Origin of the sequence: Mesorhizobium neociceri (assembly GCF_013520985.1) — a bacterium.
GTDB classification, from domain to species: domain Bacteria; phylum Pseudomonadota; class Alphaproteobacteria; order Rhizobiales; family Rhizobiaceae; genus Mesorhizobium; species Mesorhizobium neociceri.
On record NZ_JACDTY010000001.1, the window covers coordinates 194524 to 216403 of the forward strand.

The 21880-nt window shown below is 63.5% G+C and carries 18 protein-coding genes and 1 pseudogene; 11 read left to right on the forward strand and 8 right to left on the reverse strand.

The window, feature by feature from the left end; all coding sequences use genetic code 11:
* The first annotated feature begins 51 nt into the window (after nucleotides 1-51).
* A complete protein-coding gene (locus H0241_RS00875) occupies nucleotides 52-840 on the forward strand; it encodes an IclR family transcriptional regulator (RefSeq protein WP_181055551.1) in 789 nt (262 codons plus the stop codon).
* 67 nt (nucleotides 841-907) lie between these two features.
* Nucleotides 908-1744: an amidohydrolase family protein gene (locus H0241_RS00880; protein ID WP_181055552.1), complete on the forward strand. Its 837-nt coding sequence runs from the start codon at nucleotides 908-910 to the stop codon at nucleotides 1742-1744.
* Nucleotides 1745-1795: 51 nt separating this feature from the next.
* Here H0241_RS00880 and H0241_RS00885 read toward each other — a convergent pair whose 3' ends face one another.
* The 4 genes from H0241_RS00885 to H0241_RS00900 all read right to left on the reverse strand — a co-directional run bounded on the left by H0241_RS00885 (nucleotide 1796) and on the right by H0241_RS00900 (nucleotide 5599).
* A complete protein-coding gene (locus tag H0241_RS00885; protein WP_328824586.1) occupies nucleotides 1796-2959 on the reverse strand; it encodes an extracellular solute-binding protein in 1164 nt (387 codons plus the stop codon).
* The gene (locus tag H0241_RS00890) at nucleotides 2956-4116 is read right to left on the reverse strand and encodes a CaiB/BaiF CoA transferase family protein (protein WP_181055553.1); all 1161 of its coding nucleotides are present in this window, start codon (nucleotides 4114-4116) and stop codon (nucleotides 2956-2958) included. Before H0241_RS00890 ends, H0241_RS00885 begins: the two co-directional genes overlap by 4 nt.
* Nucleotides 4113-4664 (reverse strand): MaoC family dehydratase, encoded by a 552-nt coding sequence (locus H0241_RS00895; RefSeq protein WP_181055554.1) that lies wholly within the window; start codon nucleotides 4662-4664, stop codon nucleotides 4113-4115. Before H0241_RS00895 ends, H0241_RS00890 begins: the two co-directional genes overlap by 4 nt.
* A 149-nt stretch (nucleotides 4665-4813) precedes the next feature.
* On the reverse strand, nucleotides 4814-5599 hold the full coding sequence (locus H0241_RS00900; protein WP_181055555.1) for an SDR family NAD(P)-dependent oxidoreductase: 786 nt from the start codon (nucleotides 5597-5599) through the stop codon (nucleotides 4814-4816).
* A gap of 83 nt (nucleotides 5600-5682) precedes the next feature.
* Between H0241_RS00900 and uxuA the strand changes: the two genes are divergently transcribed.
* Nucleotides 5683-6867, forward strand: coding sequence for a mannonate dehydratase (uxuA, locus tag H0241_RS00905; RefSeq protein WP_181055556.1), 1185 nt, complete (start codon nucleotides 5683-5685; stop codon nucleotides 6865-6867).
* Between the two features lie 63 nt (nucleotides 6868-6930).
* Here uxuA and H0241_RS00910 read toward each other — a convergent pair whose 3' ends face one another.
* The 3 genes from H0241_RS00910 to H0241_RS00920 all read right to left on the reverse strand — a co-directional run bounded on the left by H0241_RS00910 (nucleotide 6931) and on the right by H0241_RS00920 (nucleotide 10728).
* Nucleotides 6931-8469: a class I SAM-dependent methyltransferase gene (locus H0241_RS00910; RefSeq protein WP_181055557.1), complete on the reverse strand. Its 1539-nt coding sequence runs from the start codon at nucleotides 8467-8469 to the stop codon at nucleotides 6931-6933.
* Between the two features lie 43 nt (nucleotides 8470-8512).
* Nucleotides 8513-9130, reverse strand: a complete 618-nt coding sequence (locus H0241_RS00915) for a DedA family protein (protein ID WP_181055558.1) — start codon at nucleotides 9128-9130, stop codon at nucleotides 8513-8515.
* A 191-nt stretch (nucleotides 9131-9321) separates the two neighbouring features.
* On the reverse strand, nucleotides 9322-10728 hold the full coding sequence (locus H0241_RS00920) for a HAMP domain-containing sensor histidine kinase (RefSeq protein WP_181055559.1): 1407 nt from the start codon (nucleotides 10726-10728) through the stop codon (nucleotides 9322-9324).
* A 167-nt stretch (nucleotides 10729-10895) separates the two neighbouring features.
* Here H0241_RS00920 and H0241_RS00925 point away from each other — a divergent pair, with 167 nt between their 5' ends.
* The 5 genes and pseudogenes from H0241_RS00925 to H0241_RS00945 form a co-directional block, all read left to right on the forward strand.
* Nucleotides 10896-11618: a response regulator gene (locus H0241_RS00925; RefSeq protein WP_235983849.1), complete on the forward strand. Its 723-nt coding sequence runs from the start codon at nucleotides 10896-10898 to the stop codon at nucleotides 11616-11618.
* Between the two features lie 208 nt (nucleotides 11619-11826).
* Entirely contained in the window at nucleotides 11827-12393 is a 567-nt protein-coding gene (locus H0241_RS00930; protein WP_181055560.1) for a hypothetical protein, read from the forward strand.
* 203 nt (nucleotides 12394-12596) lie between these two features.
* Nucleotides 12597-13181: a class I SAM-dependent methyltransferase gene (locus tag H0241_RS00935; protein WP_328824607.1), complete on the forward strand. Its 585-nt coding sequence runs from the start codon at nucleotides 12597-12599 to the stop codon at nucleotides 13179-13181.
* 216 nt (nucleotides 13182-13397) lie between these two features.
* On the forward strand, nucleotides 13398-15719 hold the full coding sequence (bamA, locus tag H0241_RS00940) for an outer membrane protein assembly factor BamA (protein WP_235983852.1): 2322 nt from the start codon (nucleotides 13398-13400) through the stop codon (nucleotides 15717-15719).
* Nucleotides 15720-15972: 253 nt separating this feature from the next.
* Nucleotides 15973-16110: pseudogene (locus H0241_RS00945) on the forward strand (mannonate dehydratase); the annotation flags it as partial.
* 17 nt (nucleotides 16111-16127) lie between these two features.
* Here H0241_RS00945 and H0241_RS00950 read toward each other — a convergent pair.
* Nucleotides 16128-17294, reverse strand: coding sequence for an alpha-D-ribose 1-methylphosphonate 5-triphosphate diphosphatase (locus H0241_RS00950; RefSeq protein ID WP_181055563.1), 1167 nt, complete (start codon nucleotides 17292-17294; stop codon nucleotides 16128-16130).
* Nucleotides 17295-17598: 304 nt separating this feature from the next.
* On the opposite strand from H0241_RS00950, the gene H0241_RS00955 reads away from it, so the two are divergent.
* The 3 genes from H0241_RS00955 (at nucleotide 17599) to H0241_RS00965 (ending at nucleotide 21861) form a co-directional block, all read left to right on the forward strand.
* Nucleotides 17599-18888 (forward strand): D-arabinono-1,4-lactone oxidase, encoded by a 1290-nt coding sequence (locus H0241_RS00955; RefSeq protein WP_181055564.1) that lies wholly within the window; start codon nucleotides 17599-17601, stop codon nucleotides 18886-18888.
* A complete protein-coding gene (locus H0241_RS00960) occupies nucleotides 18885-20069 on the forward strand; it encodes an alanine racemase (protein ID WP_181055565.1) in 1185 nt (394 codons plus the stop codon). The genes H0241_RS00955 and H0241_RS00960 overlap by 4 nt, the downstream gene beginning before the upstream one ends.
* A gap of 79 nt (nucleotides 20070-20148) precedes the next feature.
* Complete coding sequence (locus H0241_RS00965; protein ID WP_210284709.1) at nucleotides 20149-21861, forward strand: aldehyde dehydrogenase family protein; 1713 nt, start codon at nucleotides 20149-20151, stop codon at nucleotides 21859-21861.
* Nucleotides 21862-21880 lie beyond the last annotated feature (19 nt).

Consider the following 21880-nt stretch of genomic DNA (forward strand, 5'->3'; position numbering starts at 1 on the left):
GATGACGATCGGTATGCGTATATGAAGTCTGAAATTCACTGGAGAGTGAGCATGGCCGAGGATGATGACGACGACCGCTATCGCGCCCCCGCGCTGGACAAGGGGCTCGACATTCTCGAGCTGCTGGCAGGCGTCGATGGCGGCCTGACGCAGGCGGAAATCGCCAAAAAACTCGACCGCAGCCCGAACGAATTCTACCGCATGCTCGACCGCCTGGTGCGGCGCGGCTATGTCACGCGCCCCGACGGCGATCGCTACTCGCTGACGCTGAAACTGTTCGGCCTGGCGCAGTTGCATGCGCCGGTGCGCAGGCTCGGCTCCTTTGCCACGCCGCTGATGCGGGAACTGGCCGAAACTTCGCAGCAGGCCAACCAATTGGTGGTCTTCGACCGCGGTTCAGCCGTGGTGATCGCGCAACAGGAGGCACCGGACTATTGGGGCATCTCGATTCGCGTCGGTTCGCATATCAGCCTGTTCGACACCGGCTCGGGCCATGTGTTGCTCGCCTTCCGCTCGGACGAGGAGCGACAGATGATGATTTCGGAGCATATCCGCAGCACCGACAAGCCGGCGCAGTCGCCGGAATTCTTTGCCCGCCTCGACCAGATCCGCGAGCGCGGCTACGAAATGATGGCGTCGCTGCAGACCGCCGGCGTGTTCAACCTGTCGGCACCGGTGCTGGGATCGGACGGCAAGGCGATCGCAGCCCTTTCGGTGCCCTACATCACGCTGGTCAATTCGCCCCAGGCGCCCGACATCACCAAGACCATCGCGCTGTTGCAGGCGGCGGCCGAAAAGCTGTCGCAGCTGGCGGGGTCAACCTTCAAGCCATCGAAGTGAAATTCTTATTTGAATGAATGATTTCTCCGTGAGATGATTTGAAATAGACGAGGAGGACGGCGCCACCATGATCATCGACACCCATCTGCACCTGATCGATCTGTCGGCGTTGCACTATCCCTGGCTCGGCGGCGCGCCGGCACTCAACCGCGATTTTTCGCATACGGAATATGCGACGCAGGCGCGCCGCGCCGGCATCGAGGCGGCCTTGCACATGGAGGTCGATGTCGACCAGGCCGACATTCAGGCGGAGACCAGCCACGTGAAGGCACAGTCGCTGGAGCAGGGCAGTCTGCTGCGCGGCGCGATCGCCTCATGCCGTCCGGAAGAGGCCGGCTTTGCCGCCTATCTCGAGCGCCAGCAGGCCGATCCCTTCGTCAAAGGGTTTCGCCGCGTGCTGCACGTCATGCCCGACGAGCTTTCGGAAAGCGCGCTGTTTCGCGAGAACATCAAACGACTTGCCGGCACCGGCCTGACCTTCGACCTCGTCGTCCTGCCGCATCAGATCCCGCGCGCGATTGCGCTCGTGGATCTCGCGCCCGATGTGCAGTTCGTGCTCGACCATTGCGGCGTGCCCGATATCAAGGGCAATGCGGAGCACCCATGGCGCGAACACATGGCCGAGATTGCGCGACGCCCGAATGTCATCGGCAAAATTTCGGGCGTGGTCGCCTATGCGGATTCCGGCTCATGGACGGTCGAAAGCTTGCGTCCCTATGTCGAACACACGATCGGGTTTTTCGGCTGGGACCGCGTGGTCTGGGGCAGCGACTGGCCGGTGTGCACGCTTGGCGGCGGGCTTGCGACCTGGGTGGCGGCGACGCATGCGCTGATCGGGGGTGCCAGTGCCGACGAGCGGACGAAGCTGCTTTCAGGCAATGCCAAGCGGATGTGGAAACTGTAGCGGTAGTCGGACGGCGCTCGCCCGTTGGCGAGCGCATCTCTGCCTCTGGGTTCAGGCTCCTCCATCGGTAGCGCCGGGCGCCGGACTACCCTCCCGGAACAGATGATTCAGATCGGCAACGACCTGGCCGGGCCGATGCCCTGACGTCAGGCCGGCGACAATGCGGTCGGATGCTTTCTGCTGGAACGCCATGTAGCCGTCATGGCGTGGCCGCACCCATGCGCCTTCCAGCGTCGCGCGCGTGTCGCTGTAGAAATTCCCGGTCGCGGCGTTGACGCTCTGGTCTTCCCAGGCAGCAGCGTGGCCGGGCTGGCCGCCGGCAGCGGCATAGGGACCGCGCTGGACGTCGCCGCTGGCAACCCAGTAGGCGAAGTCGATGGCGGCGTCCTTGGCCTTGGAGAAGGCCGATACGGCTATGCCGGTTCCGCCAAGCGCCGAGCCGATTGGACCGTTTGAGCCAACGACCGGAATGTCGGCGAAGGCTAGGCGATGCGCGCGAAAGCCTGATATCGCATAGGAGACATAGCCGTAAATCAGCGGCGCGCAGACGATGCGGGAGTTGGCCTCAGCCATGCGTTCGGAAACGGCGATCGGATCCATCTCGAAGCAGGTGGGATCGACCAGCGCCGCGATCTCGCGCATCGCCTCGAAGACTTTGCCGCCGGTCTCGATGTCGATGAGATCGTGGGATGGATCAGTCCCACAGGCGTGACCGAGATTGCCGGCCAGCGTGTAGAAAGTCATCAGGGAATGGGGCGGCCGCAGCGGCAGCAGCACGCGGCCTTGCCGGGCGAGGTCGAGCACCTCGCTCCAGCGCGTCGGCGGCGTATCGAGCGCATCGGGCCGCCAGGCCTGCACTTGCGTCGCCGCATCGATGGGGAAGGCCCATTGCCGGCTTTGCCAGTTGTAGCTCGGATAGGATTGGCCGACGCTGCCCGAAGCAAGCGCTGCACGCTCCGTCTCGCGACCGGCGATATCGAGCGGGGCTAGGCAGCGCTCCGCGGTGATCTGGCCGACATGCGGATGATCGATGACGATCAAATCATAGGCGCGCGCCAGTTCCTCGACCGGGAAGGATTCGAAATCCTGCAGCGAGCGCTTGTCCCACTCGATGGCGACGCCGGTCTTCTGCTCCCACAGCGCCGAACAGGCGACCATCGGATCGTAGCCGCGCGGATGGCTCCAGGTCATGCCGCGGAGCGTCGCCTGGCTCACAGGTCGAACTCCGCGCGGATTGCGGCACTGTGCTCGCCGATGCGCGGTGCTGCTCGATCGACCTTGGCCCTGACGCCGTCGACCCTGAGCGGCGAACTGGTGGTGAGGATCGAGACGTCGTCCTCGCGCGTCACCGTCTGCAGCATGTCGAGCGACTGAAAGCCTTCGCTGGCCAGCATCTCGGGCCAGGTCAGCACCTTGGCGCACCAGATGTCAGCGGGCTCGAGAATGGCCAGCCATTCGTCGATGGTCTTCGTGGAGATTCTCTGCGCGATGATCGCCTTGATGTCGTCGCGTGCGGTGAACCAGGAGGCCGGCTTATCGCGGTAGGGGGCGAGCGCATCGAGCGACAGAAGATCGGCCAGTTTCGGGATCGGCGTCATGGCGATGGCGAGATAGCCGTCCTTGGCCGGATACACACCATAAGGCGCTGAGAGATAGGCGTGCGCGCTGCGGAAGCTGGAGCGGCGCGGCAAGCGGCGGCCATCGTTTAGATGGGTGGTCAGCACTTCGAACTGGAAGTCGACCAGAGCTTCCAGCAGGCTGGTTTCGATATGGCTGCCCTGGCCGGTGACGCCACGCCGCACCAGGGCGGCGAGAATGCCTTGCGCGCAGGCGGCGCCCGCCAGCATGTCGCCGATGGCGAGGCCGAACGGCACCGGCCCCTGGTCCTCGTCGCCGTTCAGCCACATCACGCCCGAGCGCGACTGCGCCAGCAGATCCTGGCCCGGCCGTTTGACCCAGGGACCTTCTTCGCCATAGCCGCTGATCGAGGCGTAGACGAGCCGAGGATTGATCTTGCGCACGGACTCATAGTCGAGGCCGAGCCGCTCGATGACGCCTGGCCGGAAATTCTGGATCAGCACATCGGCCTTGGCCAGCAGCCCGCGCAACACCTTCAGATCGGCCTCGTTCTTGAGGTCGGTAGCGAAACTTTCCTTAGCGCGGTTGATGGCATGGAAGATGGTGGAATCGCCGCCAATCTCGGTGTCGCTGAGATAGAGCCGCCGCGACAGGTCGCCGCCATCCGGACGTTCGACCTTGATGACGCGGGCGCCGAGATCGAGCAGCCGCAGCGAGCAGTAGGGCCCGGACAGGAATTGGCTCATGTCGACGACGGTCAGACCGGCAAGCGGCAATTCGGCTGCCATCGTCATTTCTCCGTCTTGCCGACGAAATCGGCGGGGTTGCGGTACTTCACCGTCTGCAGGTGCTCGCAATACAAAACGAGCTCGCCTTCACCCTTGAACACTTCGTAGCTGGCACGGATCAGCCCCATCTCCTTGTAGCGCGGTTTCTTGTCGAGGTTGGAGCGGATCGAATAGATCGTGTCACCAATGAAGACAGGTTTTATGAAACGGAGCTTGTCGTAGCCGTAGGAAAAGGCGTTGACGCAGTTGGTGGCGACGAGGCCGAGACCGGCCGAAAAGACGAAGGCGCCGGCGATCAGCCGCTTGCCGAAAATGCCTTCCGTCTCGGCAAACATCTGGTCCTGCACATAAGGGTGGATGTCGAGCACCAGCGTGTTGAAGAGATGGCTGTCGCCCTCGGCCATGGTGCGGCGCAACGAGCGGATTTTCTGGCCGACCGGCCAGTCCTCATAGAACCAGTTCTCGGCGTTCCAGACCGGAAGATCGGCGTGATCCCTGGGCATGTTGGCAGGGTGCGTCGATGCTACGCAAACGGTCGGTGCAAACCCAGTCATGGCGCGATCCCATGAACGGACAAAGCATCCGTCCGGGCGCGCCGCGGACCCGCTGATTGCATGATCGATCCTCCCGCCAATCTTCTTTTGTGAATAGTATTTTCACATATGGGGTCGTGTTGCAAGCGTGAACAGGCGGCTTGGCAGCCTTACTTCACGCCGATGCCGGCGGTCAGGCCGCCATCGATCCGGTAGTCGGCGCCGGTGCAGAAGCCGGCCTTCGACGAGCACAGGAAGGCAATGAGTTCCGCCACCTCTTCCGGTTCGCCGATGCGGCCAAGCGGATGCGCCGCGCCGAAGCGTCTGTAGGCCTCTTCGACATCGGCATCGCTGCCACTGTCGCCGCGCGCGGCCTTTTCCAGGATCGGCGTGCGGATCGAGCCCGGGCTCACCGAGTTCACTCGGATGCCGGCTGAGGCATAGTCGAGCGCCAGCGAGCGGGTCAGCGTGTGGATGGCGCCCTTGGTCGTGGCGTAGGCGGCGACGTTCTGCTGGCAGGCAAAGCCCTGCACCGAAGCGACGTTGACGATGGCGCCGCCGCCGCGCTTGATTATTTCCGGAATGCCGAAATGCGCCGTCAGATAGATCGAGCCGACATTGACCGTCATCGTCCGGTTCCAGGTTTCCCAGTCGGTCGTCGTCGCGGTTCCATAGGGGTGGACGGCGGCCGAATTGACGATGACGTCGAGGCCACCGAATTTCGCCACGCCGGCCGCCACCGCGTCGCGCACCTGGTCGGAGACGGAGACGTCGGTGTCAATGACCAACGCTTTGGCGCCGGCGCTTTCCAGTTGCGCTTTCATCGCCGCATTGGCGGCGCGGTCGATGCCGCAGGCGATGATTGCAGCGCCGCCGGCCGCAAGGCGCTTGGCGCTCGCCAGACCAATGCCGGTCGTACCCGTCACCAGGGCCACCTTGCCGTCGAAATCCGTCATTTCTAAAAACTCCTTCCTTTTCTATCGACTCCCGTCGCGGTCCAACAATAAGTTGCCAACCTCTCGCAGAAGGAAAGCCGAAAATGGAACAATGCTGGCGCTGGTATGGACCCGACGATCCGGTGACGCTCGATCATGTCAAGCAGGCTGGCGCCACCGGCGTGGTCTCGGCACTTCACCACATCTATGACGGCAGGGCGTGGCCTGAAGCCGAAGTGCTGGAGCGCAAGCGCATCATCGAGGAAGCCGGACTGACCTGGTCGGTCGTCGAGAGCATCCCGGTTCACAATTCGTTCAAGATCGGCGCGCCGGAACGCGAGCGCTATGCCGGCTACTATCGCGACTCAATCCGCGCGCTGGCTAGGGCCGGCATCGCCACAGTCTGCTACAATTTCATGCCGGTGGTCGACTGGACCCGCACCGACCTTGCCTACCGGCTGCCGACGACGGGTTATGCCCTGCGTTTCGATGCGATCGATTTCGCCGCCTACGATCTGTTCGTGCTGAAGCGCAAAGACGGCGCTGACAGCTACACGCCGGCGCGCATTGCCGAGGCGGAGAAGCGGCTCAAGGAGTTGCCGCCCGAGAAGATCGACCAGATCGAGCGCAACCTCATCGCCGGCCTGCCGGCGACCGAGCGCAAATATGATCGCGAGAGTTTTCGCGAGGCCTTGGCGGACTATGAGGGGATCGGGCCGAAGGAGCTGCGCGACAACCTTGCCTGGTTCCTGCGCGAGATCATTCCAGTGGCGGAAGAGGAGGGGGTGCGCATGTGCATTCACCCCGACGATCCGCCCTTCTCGCTCTACGGCCTGCCGCGCGTCGTTTCGACCGCTGAGGATGCGCGTTTCATCTTGAGTGCCGTCGACAGCCAGGCCAATGGGCTGACGTTCTGCACCGGCTCCTACGGCACGCGTGCCGACAACGACATCGTCGCCATGGTCAAGGAATTCGCCGACCGCATCCATTTCGCCCATCTGCGCAACATCACCATCGAGAAGGACGGCTCGTTCTACGAGGCCGAGCATCTCGAGGGCGGCACCGACATGGCGCATGTCATTCTGGCGCTGATGCAGGAGGAGGCACGCCGCCACAGAGAAGGCCGCGCCGACTGGCAAATCCCGATGCGGCCGGACCATGGCCATCTGCTCGCCGACGATATCGGCAAGACAAGGATCAATCCCGGCTACTCGCTGATCGGCCGCCTGAAAGGCCTCGCCGAACTGCGCGGCATCATGCGCGCCGTGGAGACATTCGGGCTGGCTTGAAGCCATCTGGAAGCGGCCCGGCCGGCGCCTGGCAGAACAGGCGCCGGAGCATCCTCACCGCAGCTAGACGACCTTGAGGGCCTGCAGCATGGGGCGGGTCCGGGTCAGGAACCTGTTTGCGAGCCGGCTGAACTCCTTGATGTTTTCTTCCCTCGACTCAACGCGCGTCCCTTCTCTCAGCAGCCGCTCGCCGACGCCGTCGAGGAAGTCCCAGACGAAAGTCGCCAGCTCGGCGGCGCTCGTCCTGCCCCGATCCATGGCCAGAATGAAGAGCTGGCAGATGTGCGGGATGAAAATGCCACCGCCGGTGATTGGAGAGGCGAGGTAGGAGAGGTCGGTGCTTGTCAGCGCCTGCCCGCAAATGTGCCGATTGAGTGCGTGGCAGCTTTCGATCGTTTTCTCGCTCGGCGTTTGCGCCGGGCTGACGAAGCCGGCGCCGGTGAGCACCATCAGCACCTCGATGACGATGTTCACTTTCATTCCGGCGAGCTTTGGACTGGCCATCAGCTCGTCAATGCGTTTGGGCCTGTAGCAATGCTCGGACAGAACATCGATCACCGGATCATAGATCTTTTCCGGCAGCTCGACTTCGCCCAGTGCGCCGGCTATCGTCTTCGGGATGTCTTCATGACAGACCGTCAGCACGAAGGGCTGCGCGCGCCATGCCTCGCGCTGCTTGGCGCCGGCAAGCGGGATCGCGCCTTTGACGAATACGTCGCAGCGAAAGCGCTGGTTGACCAGATAGTCCCGCACCGTTTCGCGCAGCAGAGGATGTCCGATCCCGCCCAGAAATTTGCGCCCGTCCTCGGTCAGATGCATGCCGTCAATCCTGTCCAGCAGGCGCGCGGGTCCGACGAAACTGAGTTTGGCTTCCTCGAGGCTGCGGGCCATGTCGGAGACGTGGACCAGATGCCAGTCCGCGCCGAGATATTCGTGGCCGATGTAATTCGCGCTCTGTTTCGACAGGCGCTCGAGCTGGTGGGCCGCGGACGGATTTTCGCGAAAATAGACCGATCCGTTCTTGAGCACGTCGGCCGAGAATTTGATGGCGCCTTCGATCGTGCCTTCGGGGCCCGCCATCTGGCCGCCGCCATAGTCGCCGTAAAGCGTCATCAGCTGGCGCACAGGAATGGCGGGAGCCCATCCGGGCAGGCAGTTGTAGCTGACATAGACAAGGCCGCTGACGCGCAGCTTTCGCCTGATGAGATCGAGGATCGTCTTGCGGTTGGCCTCGGAAACCCAGCTCCAGATGCCATGCAGGGCGATAATGTCGAAATCCGGCAGATCGGTGCGGGCAGCAAACTCCTCGAATGAGTCATCGAACAGATGCAGATCTACGCCGGAGGCCTCTGCCAGCTCTCGCGCATACGCCGCTTGTCCCGGGTTGAAGTCGGTTCCCCAGAACTGTCCGCCGTTGGCCGCCGCGTGGATGTTGACGGAAAGCCCCTGACCGAACCCCAGTTCCAGATAGACGGGCTGGTCCCGCAGCTGCGCTTCGATGCCGCCGCACAGGCAAGCCATGCGCAGCAGCGCCGGAGCCATCTGCCGGTAGTAGCCATGCGTGTAATTGAGCTCGGTATAATACCCGTATGACCAATTCATCGGGCGTGCTCCGTGTGATCGCACAGGCGCCCGGAGCCCGGGTTCAGGACGCATTGCTTCGCCACCTGGCCGCAGCAAGGACGATGAGCAAGGCTGCGACTTCGATCGTCAGCAGCGCGGTGAACAATCCCGTGCCGACCTGCGGCGCCGACCAGCCCTGCCGGCGCAGGAAATAGCCGGCCGCGGCCAGCGGCACGATCCAGCATTGGGCGCCGATCGCGGTCGCGGCGAGGAAGGGCAGCAACGGCAGCCTGAGCACACCGGCCGGCAAGGCCTGGAAGATGCGGACCGTCGGCACCAGCTGACCCGCAACCGTGATGCCGAAGGGCCGGCCCCGATAGGACGCCGCGATGCGGTCATACAAAGCGACCTTCAACAGCACCGAGGGACCGTAGCGGACGACCATGCCGCGGATGCGGTGCGGACCGCCCAGAGCGCCGACAAGATACCAGCCGGCGGCGCCCGCGACGGAGCCGATCGTCGCAATGAGACAGCGCAGCAGAAGGTCGATGCCGTCGGCTGCGCCCATGCCAATGGCGGGAAACAGCACGTAAGACGGCAGCAGCGGCATGAACTTTTCGACAAACGACGCCAGCAACACACTCGGAAGATCCACAGCGTCGAGCAGCCGCTCCAGGGTCTGGTTGAGATACGCCTTCATTCAGCAGCGGCGCCCGTTGTCGCCGTCAGGCGCAAAGCGGCTAATGCCCGGCAAGGTGTGGCGCGAAACTGGCGGGATCATTTTCATCTCAGGTCTTTCTTGAAAGGCATGGCAGTCAAGAAAGCCGCGGATTGTTTCCGGAGAATTTCCGATCTCGGCGTGGCGCATACCGCGCCTCAAAAAGTGCCCCGCTACTCCCGGCAGAGCGGCAGCACGACCATCGCCGTGAGCCCGCCTTCCGGCCTATTGTGAAGGGTGATATCGCCGCCATGCGCGCGCGCCACGGTTCTTGCGCTGGCAAGGCCGAGGCCGCTGCCGCCGGTTGACCGGTTGCGCGAAGATTCCAGCCGGTAAAACGGTTCGAAGACGCGCTCGAGTTCGGCTATGGGAAGGCCCGGTCCGCGGTCGGCAACCTCGATGAGAACCTGGTCGTTGTCGCGTCGCAGTGTCACTTCGGCGCCGTCGGCATAGCGAACCGCGTTTTCGACCAGGTTGACGAAGAGTGCCCGTGAACCAGCCACGTCGGCATCGACCGTGGCGTCGGCGCCGGGCTGCATGACGACACGGGCGCCGCGATCGGCCATCTCGTCGACCACGCTTTCGACCAGCGTGCGCAGGTCGAGGCGCTGGCGGCGCACAGGCTGCGTGCCATCGCGCACGAAGCCCAGCGTGCTGCGGATGCGGTCGGTCATCTCCTTGATCTCGGCCTCCGCCGCCTGTTTCATGCCGGAAGGCGCGTCCTCGAGCAGCAGGGTCAGCCGCATCAGCGGCGTGCGCAAATCATGCGCAATTGCCGCCACCATCGTCGTGCGGTCGTCGACATAGCGTTTGAGCCTGGCCTGCATGGTGTTGAAAGCGACCACCGCCGCAGCAATCTCCGGCGGTCCCTTGATCGGCACAAGCGGCGGCACGGTCGGATCGCGGCCGAGCCGTTCGGCAGCGGCCGAAAACAGATTGACGGGTGCTGCAATCCGCCGCGAAATGATCCAGGCCAGCGGTGCTGCGATCAGCAACGTGCCGGCCAGCATCAGCAGGGATTGCCGTTGCCACGGCTCGATCGTGCCGCCGGTCGTAGCGGCCACCTGCCATCGGCCGTCGGGCAGGCGAAGTGCTGCCGTGAAGCCGCCGATGACCAGATCCGAGCGGCGGCTCTCATCCCCGGCTTTCGCCTCGAAGGGTTTGGCCGTTCGCCCGGGTTTGAGGCCCTCAAGCTGCTTCTGGTAATAGAATTGCGGCGGCCGGGATATGACCATCCGAACCTGTTGCTCATCGACGCCGAGACGCGCTGCAAGCCCGGCGCGCACTTCGAGGTCGCGCACATCCTGATCGGCTTCGGCGGGAGGCTCGCCAACCGACACCTTCAATTGCGGCGACTGGCTTCGTCCCGAAGCCAGTGCGTCGGCAATCTCGCTCAGCTGGTGGATTCGCGGTTCGGGCAGACGCACCAGAAAAACGCTGACGAGGTTGAGCGCCTGGGCGCACAGAACGGCACCCAGCGTGACGGCAAAGATGCGCAGGAACAGCGGCAGGCCGCGCCGTACCGCCGGTGGCGGGACGCTTTCGGCCTTTATCGGCGGTCGCCCTTGTGCGTCGTTCATTCTCTACCCCGGTGCCGCTCCAACGGCTCAATCCTGCCACCACCTCGTCCCTTCGACGAGTTTTGTTTCCACGGCGTTTCAGGCGATTGCCGCCCTTGGCGGCGGCAGCGTTTCACGACCGAAAACCCGGAAACATTCCAAACACATTTGAATGCAATTGAGATGCCATGATGACCGCGACCCAGGACGAAGGGCCACTGGCCACCTTGCTCGTCGTTGACGACGATGTCGGGATACGTTCGCTGCTGGCCACCAATCTGGGGGCGCGGGGCTATCAGGTCACCACCGCCGCCAACGCTGCCGAAATGCGGCGCGTGTTGGCCAGGCAGACTGTCGATGTGGTGATCCTGGACGTCATGATGCCGGGCGAGGACGGTCTGTCGGCGTGCCGGCGCCTGGAGGAAAGCGGCGGCCCGCCGGTCATCCTGCTCAGCGCGCTGGGCGAGGAAACCGACCGCATCATCGGGCTGGAGCACGGCGCCGATCGCTATTTGCCGAAACCGTGCAGCGCGCAGGAAATCCTGGCGCATGTGCGCACGGTTCTGCGCCGGCAGAACAGGCAGGACGAGCAACCGCGCACGCTGTTCTTTGCGGGCTACCGTGTCGATCTCGACACGCATGAGCTGTTCAACGCCAAGGGGGTGCTGATCGACCTTTCCGACGGCGAGTTTCAGGTGTTGCGGGTGTTCATGGAACGCTCGCGGCGCGTCCTCTCCCGCAACGACCTGCTCATAGCCGCACGCGGGTCGGACAGCGAAGCTTTCGACCGGGCAATCGATGTCCAGGTCAGCAGGCTTCGACGCAAGCTGAAGGCGGGAGAGGACAGCCTGATCCGAACGGTACGCAATGAAGGCTATATGTTCGTGCCGAAAGTGACCACGACGCAATAGAAGGTGAGACGCTTCACCATCGACTTTGACGGGCCAGGCAAGCCAAGTGCCTCACGGCGCTCGCGGCTGCTTTTGCCGGTCGCGTATTCCGTGACCAAAAGCCGGCCATCGCTCGGCGGCATGAAATCATCCGGCAATATGCGGAAACATTGCGGAAACGTGGTGTTCCTAGCGTCTGCTCATCGCAAACGCGAAGGAACAAACCATCATGCGATCCCTTGTTGTTGCCATCGCTCTGACCACGGCTTCGATCGCCTGCCCGACCTTGGCCGGCGACAGGTCGGCGGCAGTCGTTGCCGCTGGTGATGAAGCCGACATCGGCAAAATCCCGCGTTTCGACAAGGCCGGTTCCGACGGGGCCGGCTCCGACTGGGACCGCGCCAAGGAGTACGACGACGGAGCGAAGGACCGGGACGAGGCGAAGCAAAAACCTCATGCCGAACAGGCCGGCAAACCAGATGCTTTCGAGCTGGCTGCGCGGCTTTCCGCTGTCGAGACGCGCATCGGCATCAGGGCAGGGCAGCTCGATGCCTGGCGCGACTACACGGCCAGCCTGCAAAGCGTGCTGGCGTCGCCGCGCAGATCCGATGACGGGCAGGGGGCTGGCGAAACCCATGGGCCGAAGGATCCGTTCGACCGCGAACAGAAGCTGGCCGACGCCGAGATCGAAAAGGCCGCGGCGGCTGCGAAGCTGAAATCGGCAATCGCGACGCTGCGCACCGTGCTGTCCCAGCAGCAACTGGACCTTGTTGCCTCGATGAACCGTCGAGAATGACACTCTCCTCGCGATGGTTCAACGAGCAAGCGGCGGCCCCGATCGCCCGGAGCTCAACCCCGAGCCGGGCCCGCCAAGGGGCCGGATCCGCCGCGCCGGCCAGTCTTGTCGAGGGGACCTTTCGACAGGGCTGGCCGGCTGTCCTTTCCGATCAACAAAGCTACCAGTGGCGCTGCTTCCGTGGCCGCGCCGATCATGACGGGATCTCCATGAAAAAAGCCGCCGCCGACACATTGTTTTTCCTGCGCGCCTGGATGGCAAATCCGCTGCGTGTCGCCGCGATGGCCCCGTCCGGCACGGCGCTCGCCAGCCTGATGACGTCCGAAATCGACGCCTCCACCGGCGTTGTCATCGAACTCGGACCGGGCACCGGCTCGTTCACCCGAGCCTTGCTGGCCCGCGGCGTCTCGGAGAAGAATCTTACGCTCGTCGAGGTCGGCTCGAATTTCGCATGTATGCTCGGCCTGCGGTTTCCCAAGGCGCATATCCTGTGCGTGGATGCCGCCGATCTCAGCGCCGTCGACACCTGGCGCAACGGCAAGGTCGGCGCGGTCGTCAGCGGTCTGCCGCTGCTGTCGATGCCGACGGCAAAGGTCATCGCCATTCTCGCCGGCGCCTTCTCGCACATGAAAGAGGGCGGTGCGTTCTACCAGTTCACTTACGGGCCGCGCTGCCCGGTCCCGGCCGCGATACTGGATCAGCTCGGGCTGCGGGCGACCCGCATCGGCAGGACGCTGCGCAACATCCCTCCAGCCGCTGTTTATCGCATCTCCAGAGAGAGCCAATAATTACCGGATGATCGTGGGCCTTGCGGCTTGGCGCCTCGCTGGAGGCGGCCGGCCTGGAAACATGCCGGAAATATTCGCTGCCTAGGAAACGGCAGCCCCACCAACCCGGATTCCTCAGACATGCAGTTGGCTTCCCGTAGCACGTCGGTCTTTCACAACCGGCGAGCGCCGAAAAATTCTGCTCCGCGACCGCGACCTGCACACAAGCCTCAACAATTGCTCAGCCTGCTGTTCGCCCTTTTGGTGACGGCCCTGGTTGCCGTCGGCAATGCGCACGCCGCCATGGTCTCGCGCATCGAGGTCACCGGCAATCAGCGTGTCGATGCCGACGCCATCCGCAACTATCTGCCGATCAAGCCCGGCAAGGAATTCTCCGGCAACGATATCGACGATGCGGTCAAGGCGCTGTTCGGGATGGGGCTGTTTTCCGATGTCGAGATCAACCAGGTCGGATCCGCGCTGGTCGTCAACGTTTCCGAATACAAGGTGGTCAACCAGGTCCTGTTCCAGGGCAACAAAAAGCTCAAGGACGCGCAGCTCGCCATGGGCGTCCAGCTGAAGCCACGCGGTGTCTTCTCGCAAGCGGCACTCGACGCCGACGTCGAGGCGGTCAAGACCGCCTACAGGAAAATCGGTCGCGACGACGCGACGGTGACGTCGCAGATCATGGATCTCGGCGAGAACCGCGTGAACGTCGTTTTCAACATCAATGAGGGCGACCGCACCCAGATCACGGCCATAAACTTCGTCGGCAACAGCGCCTATTCGGGCCGCCGTCTGTCCGACGTCATCACCACCAGACGCACGTCCTATCTGTCGTTCCTGTTGCGCGACGATGTCTATGACGAGGACAAGTTGCGCGCCGACCAGGAACTGTTGCGCCGCTTCTACTACAGTCACGGCTATGCCGACTTCCAGGTTGTCTCCGCGGTCGGCGAGCTCGACGAGACCACCAACAAATACACGATCACGATCACCGTCCAGGAGGGCGAGCGCTACCGCTTCGGCGACGTCAGCGTCGACAGCACGATCCCGGGGGTCGACGGCCAGGCGCTGGGCTCGGTGGTCGAAACCCGCAAGGGCGACATCTACAATGCCAAGAATGTCGAGGACACCATCATCGCGCTGACCGAGCACGTGGCCGGCGTCGGCTATCCCTTCGCGCAGGTGACGCCGCGCGGCGCCCGCAATTTCGACGACCACACCATCTCGGTCGTCTACACGATCGACCAGGGCACCAAGGCCTATATCGAGCGCATCGAGATCCGCGGCAATGAGCGGACGCGCGACTACATCGTTCGCCGTGAATTCGACGTCAGCGAAGGCGACGCCTTCAACCAGGTCCTCATTCAGCGCGCAAAGAAGCGGCTGGAGGCGCTCGACTATTTCGAGAAGGTCGATATATCGGCCGTGCCGGGATCGGAGCCCGACCAGGTCGTGGTGGTGGTCGACCTGGTCGAGAAAGCCAGCGGCGAGTTCTCGATCGGCGCCGGCTATTCGACCGGCGCCACACCGGGCCCGACGGTGGAAGGTTCGGTCACCGAGCGCAATTTCCTCGGCCGCGGCCAGTTCATCAAACTGTCGGCGTCCGGCGGCACCACCTCACAGAACTACAATCTTTCCTTCACCGAACCCTATTTTCTCGGGCGGCGCCTTGCGGCCGGTTTCGACATCTACCGGTCGACGAGCGACTTCACCAACTACACCGCCACCTCGACAGGCGCGACCGTGCGGCTTGGCGTTCCGATAACCAACGGCCTGTCGACCCAGCTGGCCTACAACATCGAGCAGGAAGAATACGGATACTCCGACACCTGCGACACCACCGACGACCCGGCCAGCCCTGATGTCGACTGCGACGTATCCCAGGCGATCCGCCAGGGCGTTGCGGAAGGCGCCTGGATCAAGTCGTCGGTGAGCGCGGGCCTCGTCTACAACAGTGTCGACGACATGAAGAACCCGCATGAGGGTCTCTATGCCAGCGCAACAGCCGAAGTCGCCGGTCTTGGCGGCGATGCGAAGTTCTTCAAATTCACCACGCGCGCCACGGTCTATCAAACTCTGTCGGACCAGATGGATCTGGTCGGGCTTGTGTCGGCCGGGGCAGGGCACATCGAGGGCTACGGCGGCGACGGCTTGCGCGTCTTCGACCACTTCCAGGGCAACGACAAGATGATCCGCGGCTTCGCCTATGGCGGCATCGGCCCGGTCGACTCCGACGGCGCCGGTGACCATCTTGGCGGCACCACTTATTTCAACGCTTCGGCGGAAGCGCAGTTTCCGCTGCCGGTCATCCCGGAAAGCTTTGGCCTGCGCGGTGCGGTGTTCGCCGATGCGGCGACGCTCTATGGCAGTGAGGTCGATCCGGCCCTGGTCGACGCCTCCACCACCGGCATGCAATGGCGGGCTTCCGTCGGCCTCAGCCTGATGTGGGCCTCACCCTTCGGCCCGATCCGCATCGACTATGCGATGCCGGTGAAGAAAGAGGCGAGCGACGACGTGCAGGAGTTCAACTTCGGCCTCGCCACACGCTTCTGACGCGCCGGATACAAATTGGGACAAACCGGACATACCCATCGGACAAACTGCTGGTAGCTAGCTCCCTGACGGCGAACCGACATGGAGCCGCGATTGAATTGGTCCGGTTGGGTGAAGTTGGCAAGGATCAGCGCCTGGGGCGAGCCGCGTCGCGGCCTCGTCGAAACCTGAATTCTCCAACACTGCCAATTCGGTCCTCAGTTTTCCGGGCGGCAGGCATCTGCTCAATTTGAGACTTTCAGTCGATGTAACCCCCACATCGGGCCATCTGCTCGCCGACGATATCGGCAAGACAAGGATCAATCCCGGCTACTCGCCGATCGGCCGCCTGAAGGGCCTCGCCGAACTGCGCGGCATCATGCGCGCCGTGGAGACATTCGGGCTGGCTTGAAGGGACAAACTCTGCGTTCAATGCCAGCGCTGGCTGAGCGTGCCGTCGCTGTAGATCATGCGGCCGGCACGGAATGTCGCCCGCACCCGCGCCACCGGCCGGCGATCGGCAACGACGAGATCGGCGAGCAGTCCCGGCTCGATGGCGCCGCGATCGGCAAGGCCTAGCGCTGTCGCCGGGTTGGTGCTGGTCAGCGCTGCCGCTGTCACCAGGCCGCCGTCGCGCAGCTCAGACAGGCCAAGCACCGCCGGCAGGATCGAGGCCGGGTGATAGTCGCTGGCCAGCATGTCGAGCAGCCCCGCCTCATAAGCCTGCCGTGCCGACAGATTGCCGGAATAGGATTGGCCGCGCAGCGCATTGGGCGCGCCCATCACGGTGTGCATGCCAAGCCTCCTGGCTTCCTTAGCCGCTTCCAGCGTCACCGGGAATTCGCTCAGTGTGGCGCCCAGGCCATGCACCAGTTCCGCCTTTTCCAGCGTGTCGTCGTCATGCGAGGCAAGCGCCACTCCATTAGCCTGTGCGCGCGCCGACAGGTCCTGCAATGCGTTGAGCACATCGCCCTGGCCTTCGCGGCCCGCGATGCGATGGCCGACGACCTCGGACGCCTGGGCAACCGACATGCCGCGCTCCTTGGCGATGCGGGCGATGTAAAGCTCGACATCGCGATACTGGCCTTGTCCGGGCGTGTGATCCATCAGCGAGATCAGATGCAGCCTGCCGGCATCCATCAGCTTCTGCAGCATGGCGATGGCCGGCGTGAAGGTCACTTCGAAGCGGGCATGGATGCGGTGATCGACCAGCAAATGGTCCTTCATGCCGGCAATGGTGTCGATGATCGCCGACGTATGCTCTTCGGAGCGCGCCACGCCGCTGGTGATGCTGGCGCCGATGAAGGACAGCGCGGCATAGGCGGTGGTGACGCCGCAGGAGGCAAGCTTCTTGTCGAGTTCGGCAATGCCGATCTTCATCGGCACATGCACGCCAAGGCGCGGTTCGACTTCCTGCTCGACCATGTCGCCATGCATGTCGATGAAGCCGGGGAGCAGCAGGCGGCCGCCGCCCGATATGTCGGCATTCTCGACCGGCTCGTTTCGGATCTCGGCAATCCGGCCGTTTTCGATGCGGATGGCGCCGCTCGGGATGACGCGGTCGCGCAGGACAATTTCGAATTCATTTAGCCACATGCGATTTCTCTTCGAGGCGGGTCAGGACGGTTTTTCGGTCGACAAGACCAAGGGACAGGCGTCCCCATAACAGCTGCTTGTCCCCGAAAAATGACAGTCAGGGCACGCCTGGTGATTGACCTGAAAAGTCGCGGTTCATGAAGTTCACGGCCGCATTTCTTTTCAAGTCGGCTTCGGGTTTGTCACTCGATTGCCAGCTTGACAGAAAGCTGACAATGTATCATATCCAAAAAGCTGACTATGTATCATATTATTCCGCGCAGCGAGCAAGACCGGTAAAGCCGGCTGTCCCAGGGAGGCGATTGTGAGAGACGCTATCAGCCAGTGGAGCAATTGGTCGGGCTATGTCACGGCCAGGCCGCAGGCTTTTGCCGAACCGCAGACGCTCGATGAATTGGGCGAGCTCGTACGCAGCGCGCCAGGCCCTATGCGCTTCGTCGGCACCGGACATTCCTTCACGCCGCTGGTCAGGAATGACGGCACCATCCTGTCGCTCGATCGCTTTGAAGGGCTGAAGGCACACGATCCCGAAAAACTGACGGCCCGGGTCGGTGCCGGCACCAAGATCGGCGCGCTGGCAAAACTTCTGCACGGCGTCGGCCAGGCGCTGCCGAACATGGGTGACATCGACAAGCAGGCATTTGGGGGAGCGCTCGGCACCGCCACGCATGGCTCGGGCATCACGCTCGGCGCCTACCACACCCAGCTCGAGGCGATGCAGATCGTCGACGGGCGTGGCGAGGTCAAGGAGTTCGACCGCGCCAAAAGCCCAGACATGATCGATGCCATGGGCGCCTCGCTCGGCGCCTTCGGGGCGGTGACCGAGGTGACGATCCGCAATGTCGCGAGTTACCGGATGCGGTATCGCCGCTGGACAGCGCCGATTGCCGACGTGCTTGCGCAATTCGAAAGCACCGTGACGGCGCATCGTTCGGCAGAATTCTACTACGTGCCGTTTTCGGGCCAGGCGCTGCTGATCGCCAGCGACATCACCGACGCGCCGGCGACGGTGCGCCCGCCGACGGAAGACGACGATGCGGTGACAACGCTGAGGAAGTTGCGCGACTATCTCAGCTGGTTTCCCTGGCTGCGCCGCCGTCTCATCGGCTCGGCCTTCGCAAAAGTGCCGCCCGAGGATTATGTCGAGGAGTGGCTGAAGGTCTTCACCTCCGAGCGCAACGTCAAGTTCAACGAGATGGAATATCACCTGCCGTTCGAGGAAGGGGCGGCGGCGCTCGGCGAAATCATATCGCTCCTCGAGACGCGGTTTCCGGACGTCTACTTTCCGATAGAGGTGCGCGTCGTCGCGCCCGACAATGTTTGGCTAAGCCCCTTCTACAAGCGCCCGACCTGTTCGATCGCCATCCATCACGGCGTCGAGCGCGATCCGATGGCGTACTTCAACGCCGCCGAGCCGATCTTCAGGAAGCGCGGCGGCCGCCCGCACTGGGGCAAGATGCACAGCCTCACCGCCAAAGAGCTGAGCGCGCTCTATCCGCGCTGGAACGATGCGATGGCGGTGCGCCGCGAGATGGATCCGGACAACCGTTTCGTGACGCCCTACATGGCCAGGCTGCTCGGCGTCGCGGCATGAGCCTGACCGACACCTATTTCGCCGAACTGTCGGGCGCGCTCAGGGCGGCCGGGATTTTTCAGCCTTGCCTGGTGCTCGATCTCGATCGGCTCGACCACAACATCGCCGCGATCAAGGCGAAGTTCGCCACGGGCCTCGATCTGCGCCTCGTCGACAAGTCGCTGCCATGCCTGCCGCTCATCCAGCATATCCGCGCGGCGTTCGCGACCGACAGGCTGATGACCTTCCATCTGCCGATCAGCGCCGAGATGCTGAAAGCCTTTCCCGATGTCGATCTTTTGCTGGGCAAACCGATGACGGTCGCCGGTGCCAGGCACTCCCTTACCAAGGGAGTGCTCAACGGCCTTGGCGACGCGACGTCGCGCATCGTCTGGCTGATCGATACCGAGGAGCGGCTGGCTGCCTATGGCGCGCTTGCCGCCGAGCTCGACCGCGAGCTGCGCATCTGCTTCGAGGTCGATGTCGGGCTGCATCGCGGCGGTGTCAGCAATCCCGACGCACTGGCGCGGGCGGTTGCCGCGCTGGCGAATTATCCACGGCTGAAATGCGAAGGCGTCATGGCCTATGAGGCGCATATCGGCCACATCCCCAAACTGCTGGGAGGACCGGCCAAGGCGCGGGCTAAGGCGGTCAGCCTGTTTCGCCAGTATGTCGCCTGCCTTGCCGCCGATCAGCGCAAGATCCTCAATCTCGGCGGCAGCAGCACCGCATTGCTCTATGACAGTTGGGTCGGCGCCAATGAATTGTCCATCGGATCGGCGTTCATGCTGCCGACCGATTTCGACGTGCCCAGCCTCAGTCAATTGCAGCCCGCCGCTTTCATCGCGACGCCGATCCTGAAGGTGGTCGATGTCCGGCTGCCGGGCCTCGACGAGCGCTCCTGGCTGCTGCAAAAGCTTGGGCTGTTACCGCGCCGCGGCTGTTTTCTCTATGGCGGCAAATGGATGGCCAAGCCCGTTTATCCCGCCGGGATGAAGACAGACAAGACGTTTGGCTTCTCGACCAATCAGCAATTCATGGCGTTGCCCGACGACGCCAGTATCGGGGCCAATGTCGGGCCAGACGACTACGCCTTCCTGCGTCCGACGCAGAGCGAATTCGTGCTACAGCAGTTCGGTTCGATCCAGGTCTATTCCGGCGGTAAGATCGCCGCGCAATGGGCCGCGCTGCCGTTTTCTTAGAGCAATTCCAGGAAAAGTGTGAAGCGGTTTTCCGTCCGGAATTGCGTCAAACAAAGAGATCGAAGTGGAGGAGGATAGGATGGTCGCCAAGGCAGTCAAAATGCAGCCCGTGCAGCCTGAATGGGCAGCCGAACTCGACCTGGCGCTCACCGATCTCGACGCCAGGAAGGACGACTGGGCGCAGACCTCGAATGGCGAGCGGATCGCGTTGTTGCAGCAGGTCAAGGATCACCTCCGCGAGGTCGCCGAAGCGTGGGTCAAGACGGCGGTGCGCAAGAAGGGCATCCCGACCGGCTCGCCGCTGGAAGGCGAGGAATGGCTAGCCGGCCCGGCGGCGCTGATGGATGGCTGCAACCAGTTCATCCACACGCTGAGCCTGATGGAGGGCAAGAAGTTCCTCGACAGACTGCCGGTCCGCACCTTGCCCAACGGACAGGTGGCGGTGACGGTGGTTCCGAATTCGCTCTGGGACAAGGTGCTGTTCACCGGTCTCAAGGCCGAGATATGGATGCAGCCCGGCGTGACCAAGGCGAACCTCGCCGCAAACACTGCCTCGGCCTACGACGCGCCGGCGACGAGCCGCAAGGGCCAGATCGGACTGGTGCTCGGCGCCGGCAATGTCGCCTCGATCGCGCCGCTCGACTGCTTGCACAAGCTCCTGGTCGAGCACCAGGTCGTCCTGCTCAAGATGAACCCGGTCAACGACTATCTCATCGATTTCCTGCGGCCGGCATTGCGGCCGCTGATCGAGTTCGGCGCGCTGCGCATCGTGCGCGGCGGCACCGATGTCGGCGCGTATCTGTGCAACCACGACCTCGTCGATGACATCCACATCACCGGTGCGGCCGCCTCGCATGATGCGATCGTCTGGGGCCCCGGCGAGGAAGGCCGCAAGAACAAGGCAGCGGGCACGCCGAGGAACAGCCGCCGCATCACCTCCGAGCTTGGCGGCGTGGCGCCGACGATCGTCGTGCCCGGCCCGTGGTCGAATGCCGACATCGCCTACCACGCCGAGCTGATCGCCACGCAGAAGCTCAACAATTCCGGCTTCAACTGTATCGCCTGCCAGATGCTGGTGCTGCCTGAGAGCTGGGACAAATCCGATGCGCTGCTGGCAGCACTCGAAGAGGTGATGCAGGCGGCCCCGTCGCGACCGGCTTACTACCCTGGCGCCACCGAGCGTCTCGCTGCCTTCGAAGCGCATGCCGATAGCGTGCAGAAATTTGAGCGGCCCGGCGGGCCGGCCTGCGTGGTGGTGCCGTTCCGGCCGGGCACGGACGCCTATCTCGAAAACGCCGAGGTGTTTGCGCCTGCACTCAGCGTCATGCGATTGCCGGCGGGCAACGCTGAATCCTACCTGCGCACTGCTGTCGCCTACGCGAATGAAAAGCTGCACGGCACGCTGGCCGCCAACATCCTCATCCATCCCAAGACGATCGCCGAAATCGGCCGGCCGCGCTTCGAGGAGATCGTTGCCGAACTGCGCTATGGCGGCATCGGCATCAATTCCTGGAGCGGCGTTCTGTTCGCGCTGCTGCGCCCGACCTGGGGTGCTTTCCCAGGCCACACGCTCGACGACGTGCAGAGCGGCATCGGTGTCGTCCACAACACCTATCTGTTCGACAAACCGGAACGCAGCGTGCTCGAAGCGCCGTTCCGCATCATGCCGAAGCCGGCGTGGTTCCTGACCCACAAAAGGGCGCACATGGTCGGCCGCCTGATCACCGAGTTCAACTACCGGCCGAGCCTCCTGAAACTGCTGCGCATCATCTGGAACGCGCTGCGCGGGTAGCAACAAGCATCCGATGTCA